General features: G+C 74.8%; 15 protein-coding genes. 4 read left to right on the top strand and 11 right to left on the bottom strand.

Features of this window, described 5'->3' with window-relative positions:
• Nucleotides 1–25 precede the first annotated feature (25 nt).
• From Ani05nite_RS01490 to Ani05nite_RS01475, 4 genes are all read right to left on the bottom strand, one after another.
• Nucleotides 26–616, bottom strand: a complete 591-nt coding sequence (locus tag Ani05nite_RS01490) for a dihydrofolate reductase family protein (protein ID WP_203763353.1) — start codon at nucleotides 614–616, stop codon at nucleotides 26–28.
• 60 nt (nucleotides 617–676) lie between these two features.
• Nucleotides 677–1,345, bottom strand: a complete 669-nt coding sequence (locus Ani05nite_RS01485; protein ID WP_203763350.1) for a hypothetical protein — start codon at nucleotides 1,343–1,345, stop codon at nucleotides 677–679.
• Nucleotides 1,346–1,480: 135 nt separating this feature from the next.
• Entirely contained in the window at nucleotides 1,481–2,596 is a 1,116-nt protein-coding gene (locus Ani05nite_RS01480; RefSeq protein WP_203763347.1) for an SPFH domain-containing protein, read from the bottom strand.
• A gap of 31 nt (nucleotides 2,597–2,627) precedes the next feature.
• Nucleotides 2,628–3,077 carry an NfeD family protein gene (locus Ani05nite_RS01475; protein ID WP_203763344.1) on the bottom strand — a complete coding sequence of 150 codons (450 nt, stop codon included), beginning with the start codon at nucleotides 3,075–3,077 and terminating at the stop codon, nucleotides 2,628–2,630.
• A 120-nt stretch (nucleotides 3,078–3,197) separates the two neighbouring features.
• Here Ani05nite_RS01475 and Ani05nite_RS01470 point away from each other — a divergent pair, with 120 nt between their 5' ends.
• Nucleotides 3,198–4,511 (top strand): serine hydrolase domain-containing protein, encoded by a 1,314-nt coding sequence (locus Ani05nite_RS01470; protein ID WP_203763341.1) that lies wholly within the window; start codon nucleotides 3,198–3,200, stop codon nucleotides 4,509–4,511.
• Here Ani05nite_RS01470 and Ani05nite_RS01465 read toward each other — a convergent pair.
• The gene (locus Ani05nite_RS01465; protein ID WP_203763338.1) at nucleotides 4,483–5,265 is read right to left on the bottom strand and encodes an isocitrate lyase/PEP mutase family protein; all 783 of its coding nucleotides are present in this window, start codon (nucleotides 5,263–5,265) and stop codon (nucleotides 4,483–4,485) included. The genes Ani05nite_RS01470 and Ani05nite_RS01465 overlap by 29 nt on opposite strands.
• Nucleotides 5,266–5,336: 71 nt before the next feature.
• Between Ani05nite_RS01465 and Ani05nite_RS01460 the strand changes: the two genes are divergently transcribed.
• The gene (locus Ani05nite_RS01460) at nucleotides 5,337–6,287 is read left to right on the top strand and encodes an ArsR/SmtB family transcription factor (protein WP_203763336.1); all 951 of its coding nucleotides are present in this window, start codon (nucleotides 5,337–5,339) and stop codon (nucleotides 6,285–6,287) included.
• Here Ani05nite_RS01460 and Ani05nite_RS01455 read toward each other — a convergent pair.
• Nucleotides 6,271–7,074, bottom strand: coding sequence for a DUF3097 domain-containing protein (locus Ani05nite_RS01455; protein ID WP_203763333.1), 804 nt, complete (start codon nucleotides 7,072–7,074; stop codon nucleotides 6,271–6,273). The genes Ani05nite_RS01460 and Ani05nite_RS01455 overlap by 17 nt on opposite strands.
• 89 nt (nucleotides 7,075–7,163) lie before the next feature.
• Here Ani05nite_RS01455 and Ani05nite_RS01450 point away from each other — a divergent pair, with 89 nt between their 5' ends.
• Entirely contained in the window at nucleotides 7,164–7,946 is a 783-nt protein-coding gene (locus tag Ani05nite_RS01450; protein ID WP_203763330.1) for an Rv1486c family protein, read from the top strand.
• A complete protein-coding gene (locus Ani05nite_RS01445) occupies nucleotides 7,939–8,442 on the top strand; it encodes an NUDIX domain-containing protein (protein WP_203763327.1) in 504 nt (167 codons plus the stop codon). Before Ani05nite_RS01450 ends, Ani05nite_RS01445 begins: the two co-directional genes overlap by 8 nt.
• A gap of 15 nt (nucleotides 8,443–8,457) precedes the next feature.
• Here Ani05nite_RS01445 and Ani05nite_RS01440 read toward each other — a convergent pair whose 3' ends face one another.
• Genes Ani05nite_RS01440 through Ani05nite_RS01420 form a run of 5 tightly spaced genes read right to left on the bottom strand, consistent with a single transcriptional unit; the run spans nucleotide 8,458 to nucleotide 14,980 of the window.
• Nucleotides 8,458–11,916: an Ig-like domain-containing protein gene (locus Ani05nite_RS01440; protein ID WP_203763324.1), complete on the bottom strand. Its 3,459-nt coding sequence runs from the start codon at nucleotides 11,914–11,916 to the stop codon at nucleotides 8,458–8,460.
• A 51-nt stretch (nucleotides 11,917–11,967) separates the two neighbouring features.
• Nucleotides 11,968–13,152, bottom strand: coding sequence for a methyl-accepting chemotaxis protein (locus Ani05nite_RS01435; RefSeq protein ID WP_203763321.1), 1,185 nt, complete (start codon nucleotides 13,150–13,152; stop codon nucleotides 11,968–11,970).
• A gap of 57 nt (nucleotides 13,153–13,209) precedes the next feature.
• Nucleotides 13,210–13,704 carry an NUDIX domain-containing protein gene (locus Ani05nite_RS01430; protein WP_239129087.1) on the bottom strand — a complete coding sequence of 165 codons (495 nt, stop codon included), beginning with the start codon at nucleotides 13,702–13,704 and terminating at the stop codon, nucleotides 13,210–13,212.
• 5 nt (nucleotides 13,705–13,709) lie between these two features.
• Complete coding sequence (locus tag Ani05nite_RS01425) at nucleotides 13,710–14,204, bottom strand: NUDIX domain-containing protein (RefSeq protein ID WP_203763315.1); 495 nt, start codon at nucleotides 14,202–14,204, stop codon at nucleotides 13,710–13,712.
• A 29-nt stretch (nucleotides 14,205–14,233) separates the two neighbouring features.
• Nucleotides 14,234–14,980: an alpha/beta fold hydrolase gene (locus tag Ani05nite_RS01420; protein WP_239129086.1), complete on the bottom strand. Its 747-nt coding sequence runs from the start codon at nucleotides 14,978–14,980 to the stop codon at nucleotides 14,234–14,236.
• Nucleotides 14,981–14,984 lie beyond the last annotated feature (4 nt).

The following is a 14,984-nucleotide window of genomic DNA, read 5'->3' as shown; positions in this document are numbered from 1 at the left end:
GGATGCCGGGCCGCCGGGGTCCGGCTCAGTCGATGCGGTAGGTCAGGTGGGTGGCGTGGGCGGAGACCCGGACGTGCACCTGCCGCAGGGTGCGCGGCCCGCCCCCGCCCACGAACAGCGGCGTGCCCGCGCCGAGCAGCACCGGCGACAGGTGCAGGCGCAGCTCGTCGACCAGGCCGGCGTCGAGCGCGCCGCGGATGACCTGGGCGCCGCCCATGACGACCACGTCGCGGTCGTCGGCCATCGACCGCGCCTTGTCGACGGCGCTGCGCACGCCGTCCACGATGAAGGTGAACCGGTCGGCCAGCCGTACCGTGGCGGGCGGGTTGCGGGTCACGACCAGCACCGGCGGCGCGGCGGCGAGCCCGGCGCCGTAGGCCACCTCGTCGTTCCAGCCGTGCGGGCCGTCCACGATGTCGAACAGGCGGCGGCCCATGACCACCGCGCCGGTCGCGTCGGTGGCCGCGGCCAGCACCTCCCGGTCGACCGGGTCCGTGCTGAACGCCCAGGTGTGCAGGCCCTCGCCGCCGTGGCCGAGGCCGTGCTCCGGATCGGGGGCGGGCCCGGTCACGAACCCGTCGAGGGACATCGAGATGTCCGCGACCACCTTGCCCATCGGGCACCTCCGGCTCGTCGTGCTGACCAGCCGAGCATGCCACGCGGGTACGGCCGGAGGTCAGGCCGGGGGAATCAGCCGGGAGCCGGTCCAGGCCAGGCCCATGCCGGCGGCCAGCAGCAGCAGCGCGCCGACGGTGGGCAGCGGGCGGACCGCGTGCGAGCCGGCGCCGATCGAGGCGGCCGCGAGCATCAGCAGCACGCCGTCGGCCGGGTTGACCAGCTTGGACCGGAACACCGCCCAGCCCAGCAGCAGCCAGCCGGTCCCGGCCACGGCCGCGGCGGCCTGCGCGGCGGTCGCCAGCTGGCCGGCGCTGAGGCCGGCGCCAACCGGTGCGGCCCCGGCCGGCAGCGCGGCCAGCGGCAGCATCATGACGAAGCCGGCCAGTCCGACCAGCAGCCCGGCGAGCGCGACCCGGCGGGTACGGGAACCGGCCAGCAGCCCGGCCAGGCCGATCATCGCGATCGCGCAGCACCAGCCGGCGGCGAGGGTGAGCAGCAGCGGGCCGGGCGGGGCGGCGATGCCGAGGGTGGACCAGCCGTAGAGGGCCGCGCCGACCGGCAGGGCCCAGAGCGAGACCCGGGCGTAGCGGCGGACCGACCAGATCCACACCGCCTCGCCGACCGGCAGGTGGTGATCGGCGGCGGCGGCCGGCCGCGCTCCGCCCACCCAGGCCGGGGCGACCCGCAGCGGCCGTCCACTGGCCGTCTGGTTGTGGCTCGTGCTCATGGCTCCGCCTCGTGTGTGGGCTCAAGCCGAGCGGCCGGGGGCACCGGTCGGAATCCTCGGTCAGCATGGCAAAACCCCGCGCGGTGCGCGGGGTTTTGCGGCATTCACTCCGATCTTGCACCTCCGGGGCGGAGGTCAGGCGCGCTCCTGCTCCCCCACGCCGTTGTAGTCGGCCCCGCCGAGCGCGGCGGACGGCGGCACCGGCTGCGACGCCGGCAGGCCCTTGGGGCCGCCGTCGCCGGAGACCTGCGCCTCGGCCGCGCGGACCTGGGCGTTGACCGCGGCGGCCTCCTGGGCGGCGGCCGCGGCGGCCTCGGCGGCCTCCCGCTCGACCGCCCCGGCGTCGACCGTGGAGGTCGGCAGGTCGCCGACCATGTTGGCCAGTCCGCCCAGCGCGCCGCCCATGCCCTCCAGCGCCCGGGTCAGCTCGGTCGGCACGATCCAGACCTTGTTGGCCGAGCCGTTGGCGATCTGCGGCAGGGCCTGCAGGTACTGGTAGGCCAGCACCTTCTGGCTCGGGTTGGCCTCGTGGATCGCGTTGAACACGGTGCGGATCGCCTTGGCCTGGCCCTCGGCGGTGAGGATCCGGGCCTGCCGGTCACCGTCGGCGCGCAGCACGGCGGACTGCTTGTCACCCTCGGCGGTGAGGATCTGCGACTGCTTGACGCCCTCGGCGGTCAGGATCGCGGCGCGGCGGTCCCGCTCGGCGCGCATCTGCTTCTCCATCGAGTCGCGGATGCTCGGCGGCGGCTCGATCGCCTTGATCTCGACCCGGGTGACCTTGACGCCCCAGCGGCCGGTGGTCTCGTCGAGCACCCCGGACAGGTGGCGGTTGATCTCCTCGCGGCTGGTCAGGGCCCGCTCCAGGTCCAGCGAGCCGATGACGTTACGCAGGGTGGTGACGGTCAGCTGCTCGATGGCCTGCAGGAAGTTCGCGATCTCGTACGTCGCCCGTACCGGGTCGACGACCTTGAAGTAGAGCACCGTGTCGATCGAGACCACGAGGTTGTCGGAGGTGATCACCGGCTGCGGCGGGAAGCTGACGACCTGCTCGCGCATGTCCACCTTGGTCCGCACCGCGTCGACGAACGGCACCAGCAGGTTGAGCCCCGGCGACAGGGTGCGCTTGTACTTGCCGAGCCGCTCCACGACGTCGTGCCGCTGCTGCGGGACGATGCGGACCGACCGGACCAGCGTGATCACCGCGAAGAGGGCAATGACGAAGATCAGTACACCGATAACAACTTCCATGGCGTCCGCTTTCTGATGGATATGTGATTGTTCAGAGATTGGGGTGATCGTCGCGCCAGACGATCGCGGTGGCGCCCTTGACCTTGATGACCCGCACCCGGTCGCCCGGCGCGTACGTCTCGGCGCCGTCGAAGGAGCGGGCCGTCCAGAGCTCGCCGTCGATCTTCACCAGGCCGTGATCGGCGGACACTTCTTCCAGGACCATCGCCTGCGACCCCTCGATGGCCTCGATGCCGAAGGGGGTCTCGCCCGACTCGCCGGCCGACTGGGCGTGCCGCATGACGATGGGCCGCAGCGCCGCGACGGACAGACCGGAGACGATGGCGAAGACGATGGCCTGCACCAGCAGCGGGGCGCCCAGCGCGGCGGCGCCACCCGCCGCCAGGGCGCCCACGGCGAAGAAGATGATGAGGAAAGTCGCGGTGAAGGCCTCGGCGATCGCGAGCGCGATGGCGAGGACGATCCAGAGGACGCTTTCCATAGTTAGATCGTGACACGTCCGCGCTCGTACGGCGACGTCGCGTCACGTCGGTTTCTTCCGTAGCCATATCGGCGCCGTTCAGTTAAACCTTGGACCGTCCCCGCCCGAGAGAGGCTCACCGTGTCCCTGCTGCCGGAAACCGGCCGACGCGTCACCGCACTCGTCGCCCGCGCGCAGTCCGCGGGCCGCGCGCCGTCCCTGGCGCTGGCGGTCGTGCGTGACCGCTCGCTGCTGCACTTCACCGGCGCCGGCGAGACCCCGCCGCCGGATCCCAAGACCCAGTACCGGCTCGGCTCGATCACCAAGACGCTGACCGCGACCATGGTGATGCAGCTGCGCGACGAGGGTTTCTTCGCCCTCGACGACCTGCTCTACCGGCACCTGCCGGGCACCCCGGTGGGCGGCGTCAGCCTGCGCCAGCTGCTCGCGCACGTCTCCGGCCTGCAACGCGAGCCCAACGGGCCGTGGTGGGAGCGCGCCCCCGGCGGCGACGTCGACCAGCTCCTGGCCGAGCTGGCCTTCGACAAGATCGCCGGGCCGCCGTTCCGCACGTACCACTACTCGAACCTGGCCTACGGGCTGCTCGGGGCGGTGCTCCAGCGGGCCACCGGGGAGACCTGGGCCGACCTGGTCGGCAAGCGCGTGCTGGACCCGCTGGGCATGAAGCGGACCACCTACGCGCCGGTGGAGCCGTACGCCCGCGGTTACGTCGTGCACGCGCTGGACGGCAGCCTGCACGAGGAGCCGCGGCTGGACGCCGGGGCGATGGCGCCGGCCGGCCAGCTCTGGTCCACGGTGACCGACATGGCCAAGTGGGCGGCGTTCCTGGCCGACCCGGCGCCGGCCGTGCTCAGCCGCGAGACCGTCGACGAGATGTGCACGCCGGTGGTGCTGCAGGACGACGCCTGGACCGCCGGGCACGGGCTGGGCCCGGAGCTGATGCGCGTCGGCGAGCGGGTGTACGTCGGCCACGGCGGCTCCATGCCCGGCTACGTGGCCCAGCTGGTCGTGCACCGGCCCAGCCGCACCGGCGTGGTCGCGTTCGCCAACTCGTACGGCCTGCGCGGCACCAGCATCCGGGCGCTGAGCCTGGAGGCGCTGACCACCGTGCTGGACGCCGAGCCGGTGCTGCCCGCGCCGTGGCGGCCCGCCCCGCCCCCGGCCGGCGAGGCCGCCGAGCTGTGCGGGCGCTGGTGGTGGATGGGCGGCGAGTTCGAGGTGACCGCCGACGGCCCGGAGCTGGTGATGCGCTCGATGAACCCGGGCGCCCGGGCGCCGTGGCGGTTCGTGCCCGAGGCCCCGGACCGCTGGCGGGGCACGGCCGGCATGAACACCGGCGAGGTGCTGACCGTGCTGCGCGGCCCGGACGGCACGGCCACCCGGCTGGACATCGCCACCTTCGTGTTCAGCCGCGACCCGGCACACCTGGCGTGAACAGGGCGTTCAGCGTCCCGTAGTCCGCCGCGCCGGCCAGCTCGGCGTAGCCGCCGTCGCCCAGCACCGCCGCCGCGGCCCGGGCCACCAGCCCGTACGCGGCCTGGGCGACGGACGAGCCGAGGCTGATCCGGGCCACGCCCAGCGCGGCCAGCTCGCCGACGGGCGGCGCGCCGGGCCCGGCCATGACGTTCACCGGCGCGTCGATCCGGGCGACCAGGGCGGCCACGGTCGCCGGATCGGTCACCCCGGGCACGAAGATGCCGTCGGCGCCCGCCGCCAGATAGGCCGTGGCCCGCTCGACGGTCTCGTCCAGGCCGCCGGCGCCGGCCAGGTAGGTGTCGATGCGGGCGTTCAGGAACAGCCCGGGCGCGGCGGCCCGGGCGGCGGCGATCCGGTCGGGCCGGGCGGTGGCGCCGTCCTCGATGTTGACGCCGGCGGCGCCCGCGGCGCTGATCCGCCGTACCGTCTCGGCCACGTCGCCGTACCCCCGCTCGACGTCGGCCGTCACCGGCACCGCGACGGCCGCGACGATCCGCTCGACCGCCGCGACCGCGGCGGCCGGCGGCAGCGCGTCGCCGTCCGGCGGCAGCGCGTCGCCGTCCGGCGCGCCCAGGCTCCAGGCCACCCCGGCGCTGGTGGTGCCGATCGCGGCCGCACCGGCCGCGGCGACCAGGCGGGCGCTCGCGGCGTCCCAGGCGTTGACGAGGATCAGCGGTCGGCCGGGCACGTGCAGGTCACGGAAGTCGGTCATGCGGCCAGTGTGGGCGCGGCCGGGCGACCGGGATAATGATTCAGTTCCAGCTGAATCGTCGGGGGTCCGCAGTGGTCGCGATCGGGCTGTCGGCCGGCGCCGTGGCGCGCATCCGCTTCGCCGTCTCCGCCCTGTGGGAGGTCGTGGCGGCCGTCCGGGTGCTGCGCGATCCGGGCCGCCACGCGGTCCACCGGCCGTGGGCACGCCGGGTCACCGCGCCACGCGACACGCTGCTGTGGGCGCTGGTGCCGCGCGAACCGGCGTACCTGCCCGACTTCCTGACGCCCCCGCCGCCGGGCCTGACCGCCGACCTCGGCGCGGAGCTCGCCCGGCTGCGGGCGACGCCCGCGGCGGTGGTCCGCGAGCACCTCGACCTGTACGGCCGCCGCGACCCCGCCCTGCGCCACCTGTACGCCGACCCCGCTGCCGGCCTCGACCGCCTGGCTGCCGAGATCGAGGCGTTCTGGCAGGCCGCCGTCGCGCCGCACTGGCACCGGATCCGGCTGCTGCTGGACGCCGAGATCTTCGCCCGGGCGCGCGCCCTGGCCCGGGACGGCGCCGCCGGCCCGCTCAACGACCTGCACGACGACGTCCGCTGGGCCGGCGGCACGCTGTCGGTCCGCAAGCACGCCTGCACCGCCGCCGACGTGTCCGACGGCGCCGGCCTGGTCCTGGTGCCGTCGGTGTTCGTGTGGCCGTCGGTGCTGAGCGTCTTCGCCGGCGACGTGCCGCAGCTGGCCTATCCGGCGCGGGCCGTGGCCACCCTGTGGGAGCCGCGCCCGGAGCACACCGGCGCCCTGGGCGCGGTGCTCGGCCGGGGCCGCACCCGGCTGCTGCTGGAGCTGGGCGCGCCCAGCTCCACCACCGAGCTGGCCCGGCGCACCGGCATGACCCCGGGCGGGGTGTCGCAGCACCTGACGGCCCTGCGGGCGGCCGGGCTGGTCGCCGCGCACCGGCACGGCCGCCGCGTGCTGAACGTACAGACGCCGCTGGCGGAGGCCCTGATCAGCTCGGCTCCGTGACGAAATCGATCAGCCGCTCCATCGCGTTGATCAGCGGCGTCTCGACGTCCTTGTAGCTGTTCACGCTGCCCAGGATCCGCCGCCACATCTCGTAGGGCTCGCCCAGGCCGACCGCGGCGCAGACCCCCTGCTTCCACGGCTGTCCGGGCGGGATCACCGGCCAGGCCCGCAGTCCGACCCGCTCCGGCTTCACCGCCTGCCACACGTCCACGTACGGGTGGCCGGTGATCAGCACGTTCGGGTCCGTGACGGCGGCCACGATCCGGCTCTCCTTGGACCCGGCGACCAGGTGGTCGACCAGCACCCCGACCCGGCGGTGGCGGGCCGGCCGGAACTCGCGGACCGCGCCGGCCAGGTCGTCGATGCCGTCCAGCGGCTCCACCACCACGCCCTCGATGCGCAGGTCGTCGCCCCAGATCCGCTCGACCAGGGCGGCGTCGTGCACCCCCTCGACCCAGATGCGGCTGGCCTTGGCGACCTGGGCGCGTACCCCGGCGACGGCGACCGACCCGGAGGCGGTCCGCTGCCGGGCCGCGGCGGCCGGCCGCGCGGCCGGCCGGCGCAGGGTCACGACCTGGCCGTCGAGCAGGAAAGCGGCCGGCTCCAGCGGGAAGTTGCGCCGCTTGCCGCGCCGGTCCTCCAGCACGACCGCGCCCAGCTCGAAGCCGACGACCGCGCCGCAGAACCCCGAGTCCACGTCCTCGACGACCAGGTCGCGCTCGGCGTCCACCTCGGGCACCACCTTGCGGCGCCGCCAGTCGCCGGCCAGCACATCGTCGGAATACATGTCGAGCACGTTAAACCCTCCGCACGGACACGCCGGTTCCGACGCTCCGGCCCTGACAAGGTCGGCGGACGGCACGTACCCTTGCCCACATGTCCCCCGCAGCAGATGCGGCGACACTCACGGCGCGCCGGTCGACCCGGTTCGTGGCGTGGGTACGCGCCTGGCGGGCCGGCCTCGTCCCGTTCGACGAGCTGGCCGACGAGATCGCCGGCGACGAGGAGCACCTCGTCGCCGATGCCCCCGGCACGTGGACCGACGTGCCCCTCGGGCAGGCGCTGCCCGCGTTCGCCAAGCTGCACCCCGACGAGATCCGGCTGGTGCTGCCCGCCCCCGGCGATCCGCGCGGCCTGCCCGGCCCCGGCGAGCTGACCGGCGCGGCCCTGCTGGCCGGCGAGGCGCTGGTGACCCCGTCGTTCGGGGTGGTGCCCGAGCTGCGCCGGCACACCTCCGGCTCGGGGGTGGAGTTCGAGACCGTGCTGTGGCGCTTCTACCCCGTCCCGGCGTACAAGCCCACCTTCCAGCTGGGCGCGGCCGAGGCGGAGGTCGAGCTGACCACCGCGCTGACCGAGGCCACCACCCGGCTGACCCGCCTGGACGTCGCGCAGTGGCGCCCCGAGCTGGCCGGCGCCCTGCAGGCGCTGCGCCGCCCGGAGAGCACCGCGACGTTGCCGCCGGGCTTCGACCCGCGCTCGCGCCGGCTGTTCGCCCGGGCCAGCATCCTCGACCAGGTCCTGGCGCTGGCCGAGCACAACGCCCCCGGCGGCGCGGTGAACGGCTACGAGGCCCAGCAGCGCGACGCGGCCCTGCGCCCGCTGACCAGCGCCTGCCGGCAGGCGCTGGTCGCGGCCTGCAACGCCCCGCTGCATGCCTGACCGATACGCGCACTGCACCTTCTGCGGCGCGCGCTTCGTGCCCGACCAGCCGTGGCCCCGCCGCTGCGGCGCCTGCGGCGAGACCAGCTACCTCAACCCGAAACCGGTCGCCGTCGCGGTCCAGCCGGTCGGCGGCGGCCTGCTGGTGGTGCGCCGCGGCATCCCGCCGGCGCGGGACACCCTGGCCCTGCCGGGCGGCTTCGTCGAGGCGGGCGAGACCTGGCAGCAGGCGGCGTCGCGCGAGCTGAGCGAGGAGGTCGGCCTGCGGACCGACCCCGAGGCGGTACGCCTGTACGACACGATCAGCGCCCCCGACGGCACGTTGCTGATCTTCGGCCTGTTTCCCGCCCTGGCCACACCGGACGAGCTGCCCCCGGCCGCCCCGGACGACGAGACGCTGGGCTTCGAGGTGCTGCACGAGCCCCGGGCGCTGGGCTTCGACCTGCACACCCGGGTGGCCAACCGGTACTTCGCGCAGGTGGCCGCGGGCCTGTAGCGGGCGTGCGCCGCCTCAGCCGACGTAGATCTCGACGCGCCGGTTGGCGGCCTTGTTGCGGTCGCCCACGTTGGGCCGGGCCGGATCGGTCTCGCCCCGGCCGCTGTGGTCGGCCCGCAGCGCCGGATAGACCCGGTGGAAGTGGGCGGCGACCTGGTCGGCGCGGCGCCGGGACAGCGCGGCGTTGGACGCGGCCGTGCCGTCGGCGTCGGTGTGGCCGACCATCAGCGCGGTGTCGAAGCCGTACGTGCGGGCCTGCGCGGCCACGGTGGCCAGCACGCGGCGGGCGGTGGCGTCGAGGGCGAACTCGCCGGTCGGGAAGTAGACCACCGCGAGCAGCCGGTTGGTGGCCGACGCCGGCGTGATGGACGCGCCGGTCGACGTCGACAGGGTGCCGCCGATGCCGACCGCGGTGACGCGCACGCTGTCGCCGGTGTCGATCGCGGCGCGGACCCGGCAGGACTGGGTGGTGGCCCCGGCGACCGGGCGGACGGTGCAGACGCGCGTGCCGTTGAGGGTCACCCGGTAGCCGAGCAGGGCCGTCGTGGGCGAGACCGGCCAGGCGATGAGCGAGTCCACGAAGGTGGACAGGGTCCGGGAGACCGGTCGTCCCCCGACGTAGGTGGGGTCGGCCAGTTCGGCCCGCGCCTGGGGGTTGGCGATGACCCGGCCGGTGGCGGAGGGCACGGGCGCGGGCAGCACGCTCACCGCCAGGTCGGTGCGGGCCGTGGCCTCGCCGTCGCTGACGATCACCGGGATGGTGAGGTCTCCGCTGAACCGGACGTCCACGCCCAGGGTGAGCCGGTTGCCGGCGACGCCGAGCTTGATCCTGGTGGCGGCGTCCGGCGCGCCGGTGGGCGTACCGGCCGTGAGGGTCAACGTGTCGCCGTTGCCGTCGGCGAGGGCGAAGGGCACCACCAGCTGCTCGCCGGCGGTGACGGTGCGCGGCAGCACGCCGGCAATCGTGGGGGCGGCGTTGGGCACGGTCGCCTGTACGGTGCCGGTGGCGCGGCGGCCGAGCCGGTCCTCCACGACATATCCGAAGCTGTCCGCGCCCCGGTACGCCGCCTGCGGGGTGTACCAGACCCCGTCGGTGCGCAGCTCCGCCGTGCCGTGCGCCGCGCCGCCCACCTGGCGCACGGTCAGCCCGGCGCCGGTGTCGTTGGCGAGCACGTCGACGCGTACGGCGGTGCCCGGGACGGCCGTGACCACGTCGTCGGCGACGGCCGGCGCGGGCGTGGCGACGGTGAGCCGGACGGTGGCCACGGACGGCGTGCCCACCAGCCGGTACGTGAGAGCGTCGGCTCCGCTGTAGCCGGCGGCCGGAGCGTAGACGATCCTGGTCCCGTCGACGGTTGCGACGCCGTGCCCGGGCGGCGTGACGATCCCGGCGAGCACCGCGCCGGCCGGGTCGTTGGTCAGCACGTCCAGGCGGGTCGGGGCGCCCTGATCGAGCACGGCGCTGTCGTCCGCCGGGGCCGGGCCGGGCGTCACGGTGACCGTGACGGTGCCGGTCGCGAGCGCCGCGTGCGCGTCGGTGACGGTGTAGGAGAACGTGTCGGTGCCCCAGAAGTCGGTCGCGGGCTTGTAGCTGACGGTGTTGCCGGCGACCCTGACGGCGCCGTGCGCGGCGGGCCCGGCGGACTGCAGACCGAGCGGGCCGTCGCCGGAGTCGTTGCCCAGCGGCGAGAGCGTGACGCCCGCGCCGGCGACGGTGGCGGCCTGGTCGGCCGCCGCGATGAGCGTGGCCGGCTGCGTCGCCGGCGGCGTAACGGAAGGGGCGGCCGACGGGGTCGATGACGGGGTGGCCGACGGGGTGGCCGACGGGGTCGGCGACGGGGTGGCCGACGGGGTCGGCGACGGCGTGGCCGAGGCAGTGACCGACGGACTCGGCGACGGGGTCACGGGGGCGGGCCCGCCTACGGTGACCGAGACCGTGGCGGTGGCGGTGCCGCCCCGGCCGTCGGCGACGGTGTAGGTGAAGGTGTCCGCCCCGGTGTAGCCGTTGGCCGGGGTGTACCCGACCACGCCGGCGGTGACCGTCGCCGTGCCGTGGCCGGCCGGGCCGACCGCGGCGACGGTCAGGGCGTCCCCGTCCGGATCGCTGTCGTTGCCGGTCACGGTCACGGTGGAGGCGAGGTTGTCGGGCACCGGGACGGCGTCGTCGGCCGCCACCGGGAACGTGTTGACGTTGACCGTCCGGGTCGCCGGAGCGTTGTCGGTCAGCGACAGGGTGGTGTCGACGGTGGCGGAGCCGACGGTCGCGACGACGCTGGTGACCCGGTCCCCGGAGGTGGCGGGCAACGCCAGGGCGAAGCTCAGGACGTCCCCCGAGCCGGTCACGGTGAACGGGCCCTGCAGCACGATCGTGCCGGCGCTGCTGACGCCGTCCGGGATCGCGCCGCCGCGCCACGTCACCGATCCGGGCACGAGCGTCACCCCCGCCGGGACGGTGGCGGTGAACGAGTCGAGCACAGCCCCGGCCGAACCGCTCACCGCGGCCTGGAAGACGACCGTACCGCCGGTGTCCGGCAGCTTCTGCGCGCCGGCGGACAGCGCGATCGTCAGATCGTTGGTGGACGGCGCGATCGCCGGCAACGAGGCGACGCTGCCCAGGTCGGTGTGCTTGATCTGGGTGCCCGACGCGATCTGCTGGACCGGCAGCACGGTGGTCGGCGAGCTGGTGAACCCGACGGCCCGGAACGTGTAGACGGCCGTGTACTCCTTCGACGCGGAGCTGAGCCCGCTGACCCGCAGGGTGTCGGTGTAGGTGGCGCCGCCGGTGAAGGACAGGCTGGTGCCCACCAGCCGGTACGCGCCGGCCGGCCAGGACCCGGAGGCCGCGGGGCTCATCCAGAACGAGGAGGGGTCGTTGGCCGAGCCGGCGCCGATCGTGCCGGTGTCCCCCTTGACCGTGACGGTGAACGTACCGCCGATCTTGGGGGTGCCCGCCGAGACCGCCACGCTGGTCAGCTTGTTCGCCGCCGCCTTGATCGTGCCCTCGACCGCGCTGAAGCCGCCGCTGTCGGCGCAGAGCTGCGCCGAGCCCGGCAGGTCCGGCCGCCCCCGCCACACGGCGACGCTGTGCCGCTGGGCCGTGGCGCTCTCGGCCTGCGCGGTCAGGTAGAAGAACCGCGCCGCCGAGGCACCGCCGGCCAGGGTGGCGACCTGCTGGGCGGACGGCTGACCGGCGCCCAGCGCCACCGAGCCCCCGGTGAAGTCGCTCAGCGCCACCCACAGGTCGCTCCGGGGGTTCCCGGTCGTGTCGGTGACCCGGTACCCGGCGTAGGCGCCCTGCAGCACCGGCGACGACGAGGTGTCGACGTAGAAGTTCGGCCCGTGCAGGGCGGCCACGGTCAGGCCCGCCGAGGGGCACGACGGGGCCACGGCCACCGCCGGCGCGGCGGTGACGACCAGGGGCGTCGCGGCGACCACGGCGACGACGGCGAGGCAGGCGGCACGGCGAAAGATCACATTTCGCTGATCGGCCGTCCCGGCGGGAAGTTGAGGGTCCGGCCTCCTCAATCAGGAATGGAAGACCGCCGCCAGGCTGTGCAGGCGGGCCGCCGTACCGGTGAGGTCGCCCACCGCCCGGTGGGTCTCCTCGGCCGCGCCGCGCACCTCGGACGCCGCCGAGCTGACCGCGCCGATGGCCTGGCTGATCTGCTCGGTGCCGGTGCTGACCGTGCCCGCGCCCTCGACCATCGTGCCGGTGGTGGCGCTCTGCTCCTCCACCGCCGCGGCGATGGTCACCTGGTGCTCGGCGATCGCGCCGATGATGGCGGAGAAGCCGCTCACCGCGTCGACCGCCTCGCCGGTGTCCTGCTGGATGCCCTCGATGCGGCGGGCGATCTCCTCGGTCGCCGCGGCGGTGGCCTGGGCCAGCTCCTTGACCTCGCCGGCCACGATCGCGAAGCCGCGGCCGGCCTCGCCGGCCCGGGCCGCCTCGATGGTCGCGTTCAGGGCGAGCAGGTTGGTCTGCGCGGCGATCGCGTTGATGCTGCGCAGCACGTCGTTGATCTCCTGGCTGGAGCCCTGGAGCCGGGTCACGTTGGTCGTGGCCCGGGTGACACCGGCCACCGCCTCGTCGGTCATCCGGGACACGTCGGAGGTGTTCACGCTGATCTCGGTGATCGCCTGGCGCATCTGGCGGGTGCCCTCGGCGATCGCGCCGACCTCGTCGCTGGTGCGGGCGGCCGAGCGGGCCACGGTCTCCAGCTCCATCGCGGTCGCGTCGGCGGCCGTGGTCATGGTGCTGCTGGCCTGCCGCAGGCTGCCGGCCGACGAGGTGACCTCGTCGACGGCGCGGCGGATGCCGGCCACCGTCTCGTGGAAGCGGTCCATCATCGTGTTGTACGCCACGGCCATCTGGCCCAGCTCGTCCTTGCCGACGACCGGCATCCTCCGGCTGAGGTCCCCGCCGGCGGCGGACTTGATCACGTCGGCGTCGATCCGCAGCACCCGCACGATGCTGCGCCACACCGACACCTGCATGAGCACGCCGAGCGGCACCACAACCAGCGCCCACAGCGCCACGGAGGCGAGCAGCTCGAGGTCCGCGCGGGCGTCCGAGCCGGTGGGCAACCCGTCGGCGGCGGCGCCGGCCACCGAGCGGACGTACAGGCCGAGGCCGACCATCCCGCCGACGAAGCAGAGCAGGGCGAGGCCGGTACGGGCCTTGAGCGGCAGCCGGTCGAGCAGCGCGAACATGTTTTCCTCCAGGGACGTCCCCAGGCTCATCGGCCGGGCCCGCCCGCACATGAGGGCTCAGTCCAGCGCGAAGACGCCTTTGGCCTCGAACAGCGCCAGGTCCCGCAGCGCCCGGAGGACCAGGCTGCCGGTGTGCTCGGGCAGCTCGCCGGGGTCGAACCAGCCGGCGTCGACGCTCTCGTCGGTGGTGCGGGCCAGCTCGCCGTCGTAGCGGTCGACCCGGCACATCAGCGAGATGTACTGGTAGGTGTGCCCGTACGGGTTGGGGAACCAGTCCCGCGCCCGGGTGTAGAGCCCGAACGGGGTGACCTCGTGCGCCCGCAGGCCGGCCTCCTCGCGGACCTCCCGGATCGCGCACTCGCGCAGCGTCTCGCCCAGCTCCATCGTCCCGCCGGGCAGCGCCCAGGTCCGGTCGTCGGAGCGCTGGATCAGCAGGATCCGGCCCCGCGGGTCGCGGACCAGGCCGTGCGCGCCCACGGAGATGAGCACCCGCTCGTCGCCGGCGAGCGTCCGCAGACCGCCGATGTACGACTCTTCCCAGGACAGTCCCACGCGCGTCACTCCAGGGTGAAGGTGCCCGCGGTCTCGAACGCCGCGAGGTCGGTCAGGGTACGGCGGACACCCTCGCGCAGCGGCTCGGGCAGGGCGCCGGGCGGGAACCAGCCGGCGTCGGTGGTCTCCTCCGTGGCGCGCAGCAGCTCCCCGGCGTACGCGTCGATCCGCGCGGTCAGGGTGACGTGCTGGTAGGTGTGGCCGTACATGTCGGGTCCGGCCGCCGGGGCCCGGGTGTAGATCGCGAACGGGGTCAGCTCGAGGACCAGCAGGCCGGTCTCCTCCCGTACCTCCCGCACCGCGCAGTCGCGCAGCGACTCGCCCAGCTCCATCATCCCGGCCGGCAGCGCCCACGTCCCGTTGTCGCTGCGGCGCACCAGCAGCACCCGGCCGTCGCCGGCGCGCAGCACGCAGCGGGCGCCGACGCTGATCAGGGTGCGGCCGTCGCCGGCCAGGGCGCGCAGCTGCCCGAAGTACGACTCGTCCCACGACACCGCCATGCCGCCACCCTGCCAGACCGGCGCGCCGCTCACCCGTCCAGGAAGTCCTCCAGCAGCGTGACGAGCCGCACCGGGGTCTCGTCCATGGCGTAGTGGCCGGCGTTGGCCAGCACCTCCAGGCGGGCGTTCGGGTAGTGCGCCAGCCAGGTGCCGCGCATCGCGGCCTCGCCCAGGGCCGGGTCGTGCTCCCCCACGACGACCAGCACCGGCACCGGGTTGCCGGCGATCTCGGCGCTCAGGTCGGTGCGGGCCCAGGCCGGCAGGTACGCGCCGAACGCCTTGGCGTCGGAGTTGTCCAGCGAGGCCCGCACCATCCGGTCGAGCCAGCTGCCGGCCAGCCGGTTGCCCGTGGTCAGGTCGATGATCGCCCGGCGGTTGGCCGGATCCTCCGCGGCCCCGCTGAACAGCGCCCAGCCCTGCTCGTCGAAGGGCACGCCGCCGGCCGGCACCGGGCTGATGCCGGCCAGCCGCTCGACGCGCTGCGGGGCGTCGGCCAGGACGCGCTGCGCCACGATGCCGCCCATCGAGTGCCCGACCAGGGAGAACCGGTCCCAGCCGAGCTCGTCGGCGACCGCGAGCACGTCGGCGGCGGCCTCCGCGATCGTGTGGTCGCCGGGCACGTCGCGGCGGTCGCCGTAGCCGCGGTAGTCGGGGAAGGCGTACGTGAAGCGGGCGCCGTCGATCAGCTCGGGCAGGCCGCCCCATCCTCGCGCGGAGCCGAACCAGCCGTGCAACGCCATAACGTGGATCGGTCCACTACCGACAGTCATAACCATGTCC

Source organism: Actinoplanes nipponensis (genome assembly GCF_016862275.1).
Lineage (GTDB): Bacteria > Actinomycetota > Actinomycetes > Mycobacteriales > Micromonosporaceae > Actinoplanes > Actinoplanes nipponensis.
The sequence above is the reverse complement of the archived record's forward strand: the minus strand, read 5'-3'. Positions and strand labels throughout refer to the sequence as shown.

Coding starts and splice junctions, on each gene's coding strand:
- Ani05nite_RS01490 (WP_203763353.1), bottom strand. CDS start 616: ATGGGCAAGGTGGTCGCGGACATCTCGATGTCCCTCGACGGGTTCGTG.
- Ani05nite_RS01485 (WP_203763350.1), bottom strand. CDS start 1,345: ATGAGCACGAGCCACAACCAGACGGCCAGTGGACGGCCGCTGCGGGTC.
- Ani05nite_RS01480 (WP_203763347.1), bottom strand. CDS start 2,596: ATGGAAGTTGTTATCGGTGTACTGATCTTCGTCATTGCCCTCTTCGCG.
- Ani05nite_RS01475 (WP_203763344.1), bottom strand. CDS start 3,077: ATGGAAAGCGTCCTCTGGATCGTCCTCGCCATCGCGCTCGCGATCGCC.
- Ani05nite_RS01465 (WP_203763338.1), bottom strand. CDS start 5,265: ATGACCGACTTCCGTGACCTGCACGTGCCCGGCCGACCGCTGATCCTC.
- Ani05nite_RS01455 (WP_203763333.1), bottom strand. CDS start 7,074: ATGTATTCCGACGATGTGCTGGCCGGCGACTGGCGGCGCCGCAAGGTG.
- Ani05nite_RS01450 (WP_203763330.1), top strand. CDS start 7,164: ATGTCCCCCGCAGCAGATGCGGCGACACTCACGGCGCGCCGGTCGACC.
- Ani05nite_RS01445 (WP_203763327.1), top strand. CDS start 7,939: ATGCCTGACCGATACGCGCACTGCACCTTCTGCGGCGCGCGCTTCGTG.
- Ani05nite_RS01435 (WP_203763321.1), bottom strand. CDS start 13,152: ATGTTCGCGCTGCTCGACCGGCTGCCGCTCAAGGCCCGTACCGGCCTC.
- Ani05nite_RS01425 (WP_203763315.1), bottom strand. CDS start 14,204: ATGGCGGTGTCGTGGGACGAGTCGTACTTCGGGCAGCTGCGCGCCCTG.
- Ani05nite_RS01420 (WP_239129086.1), bottom strand. CDS start 14,980: ATGGTTATGACTGTCGGTAGTGGACCGATCCACGTTATGGCGTTGCAC.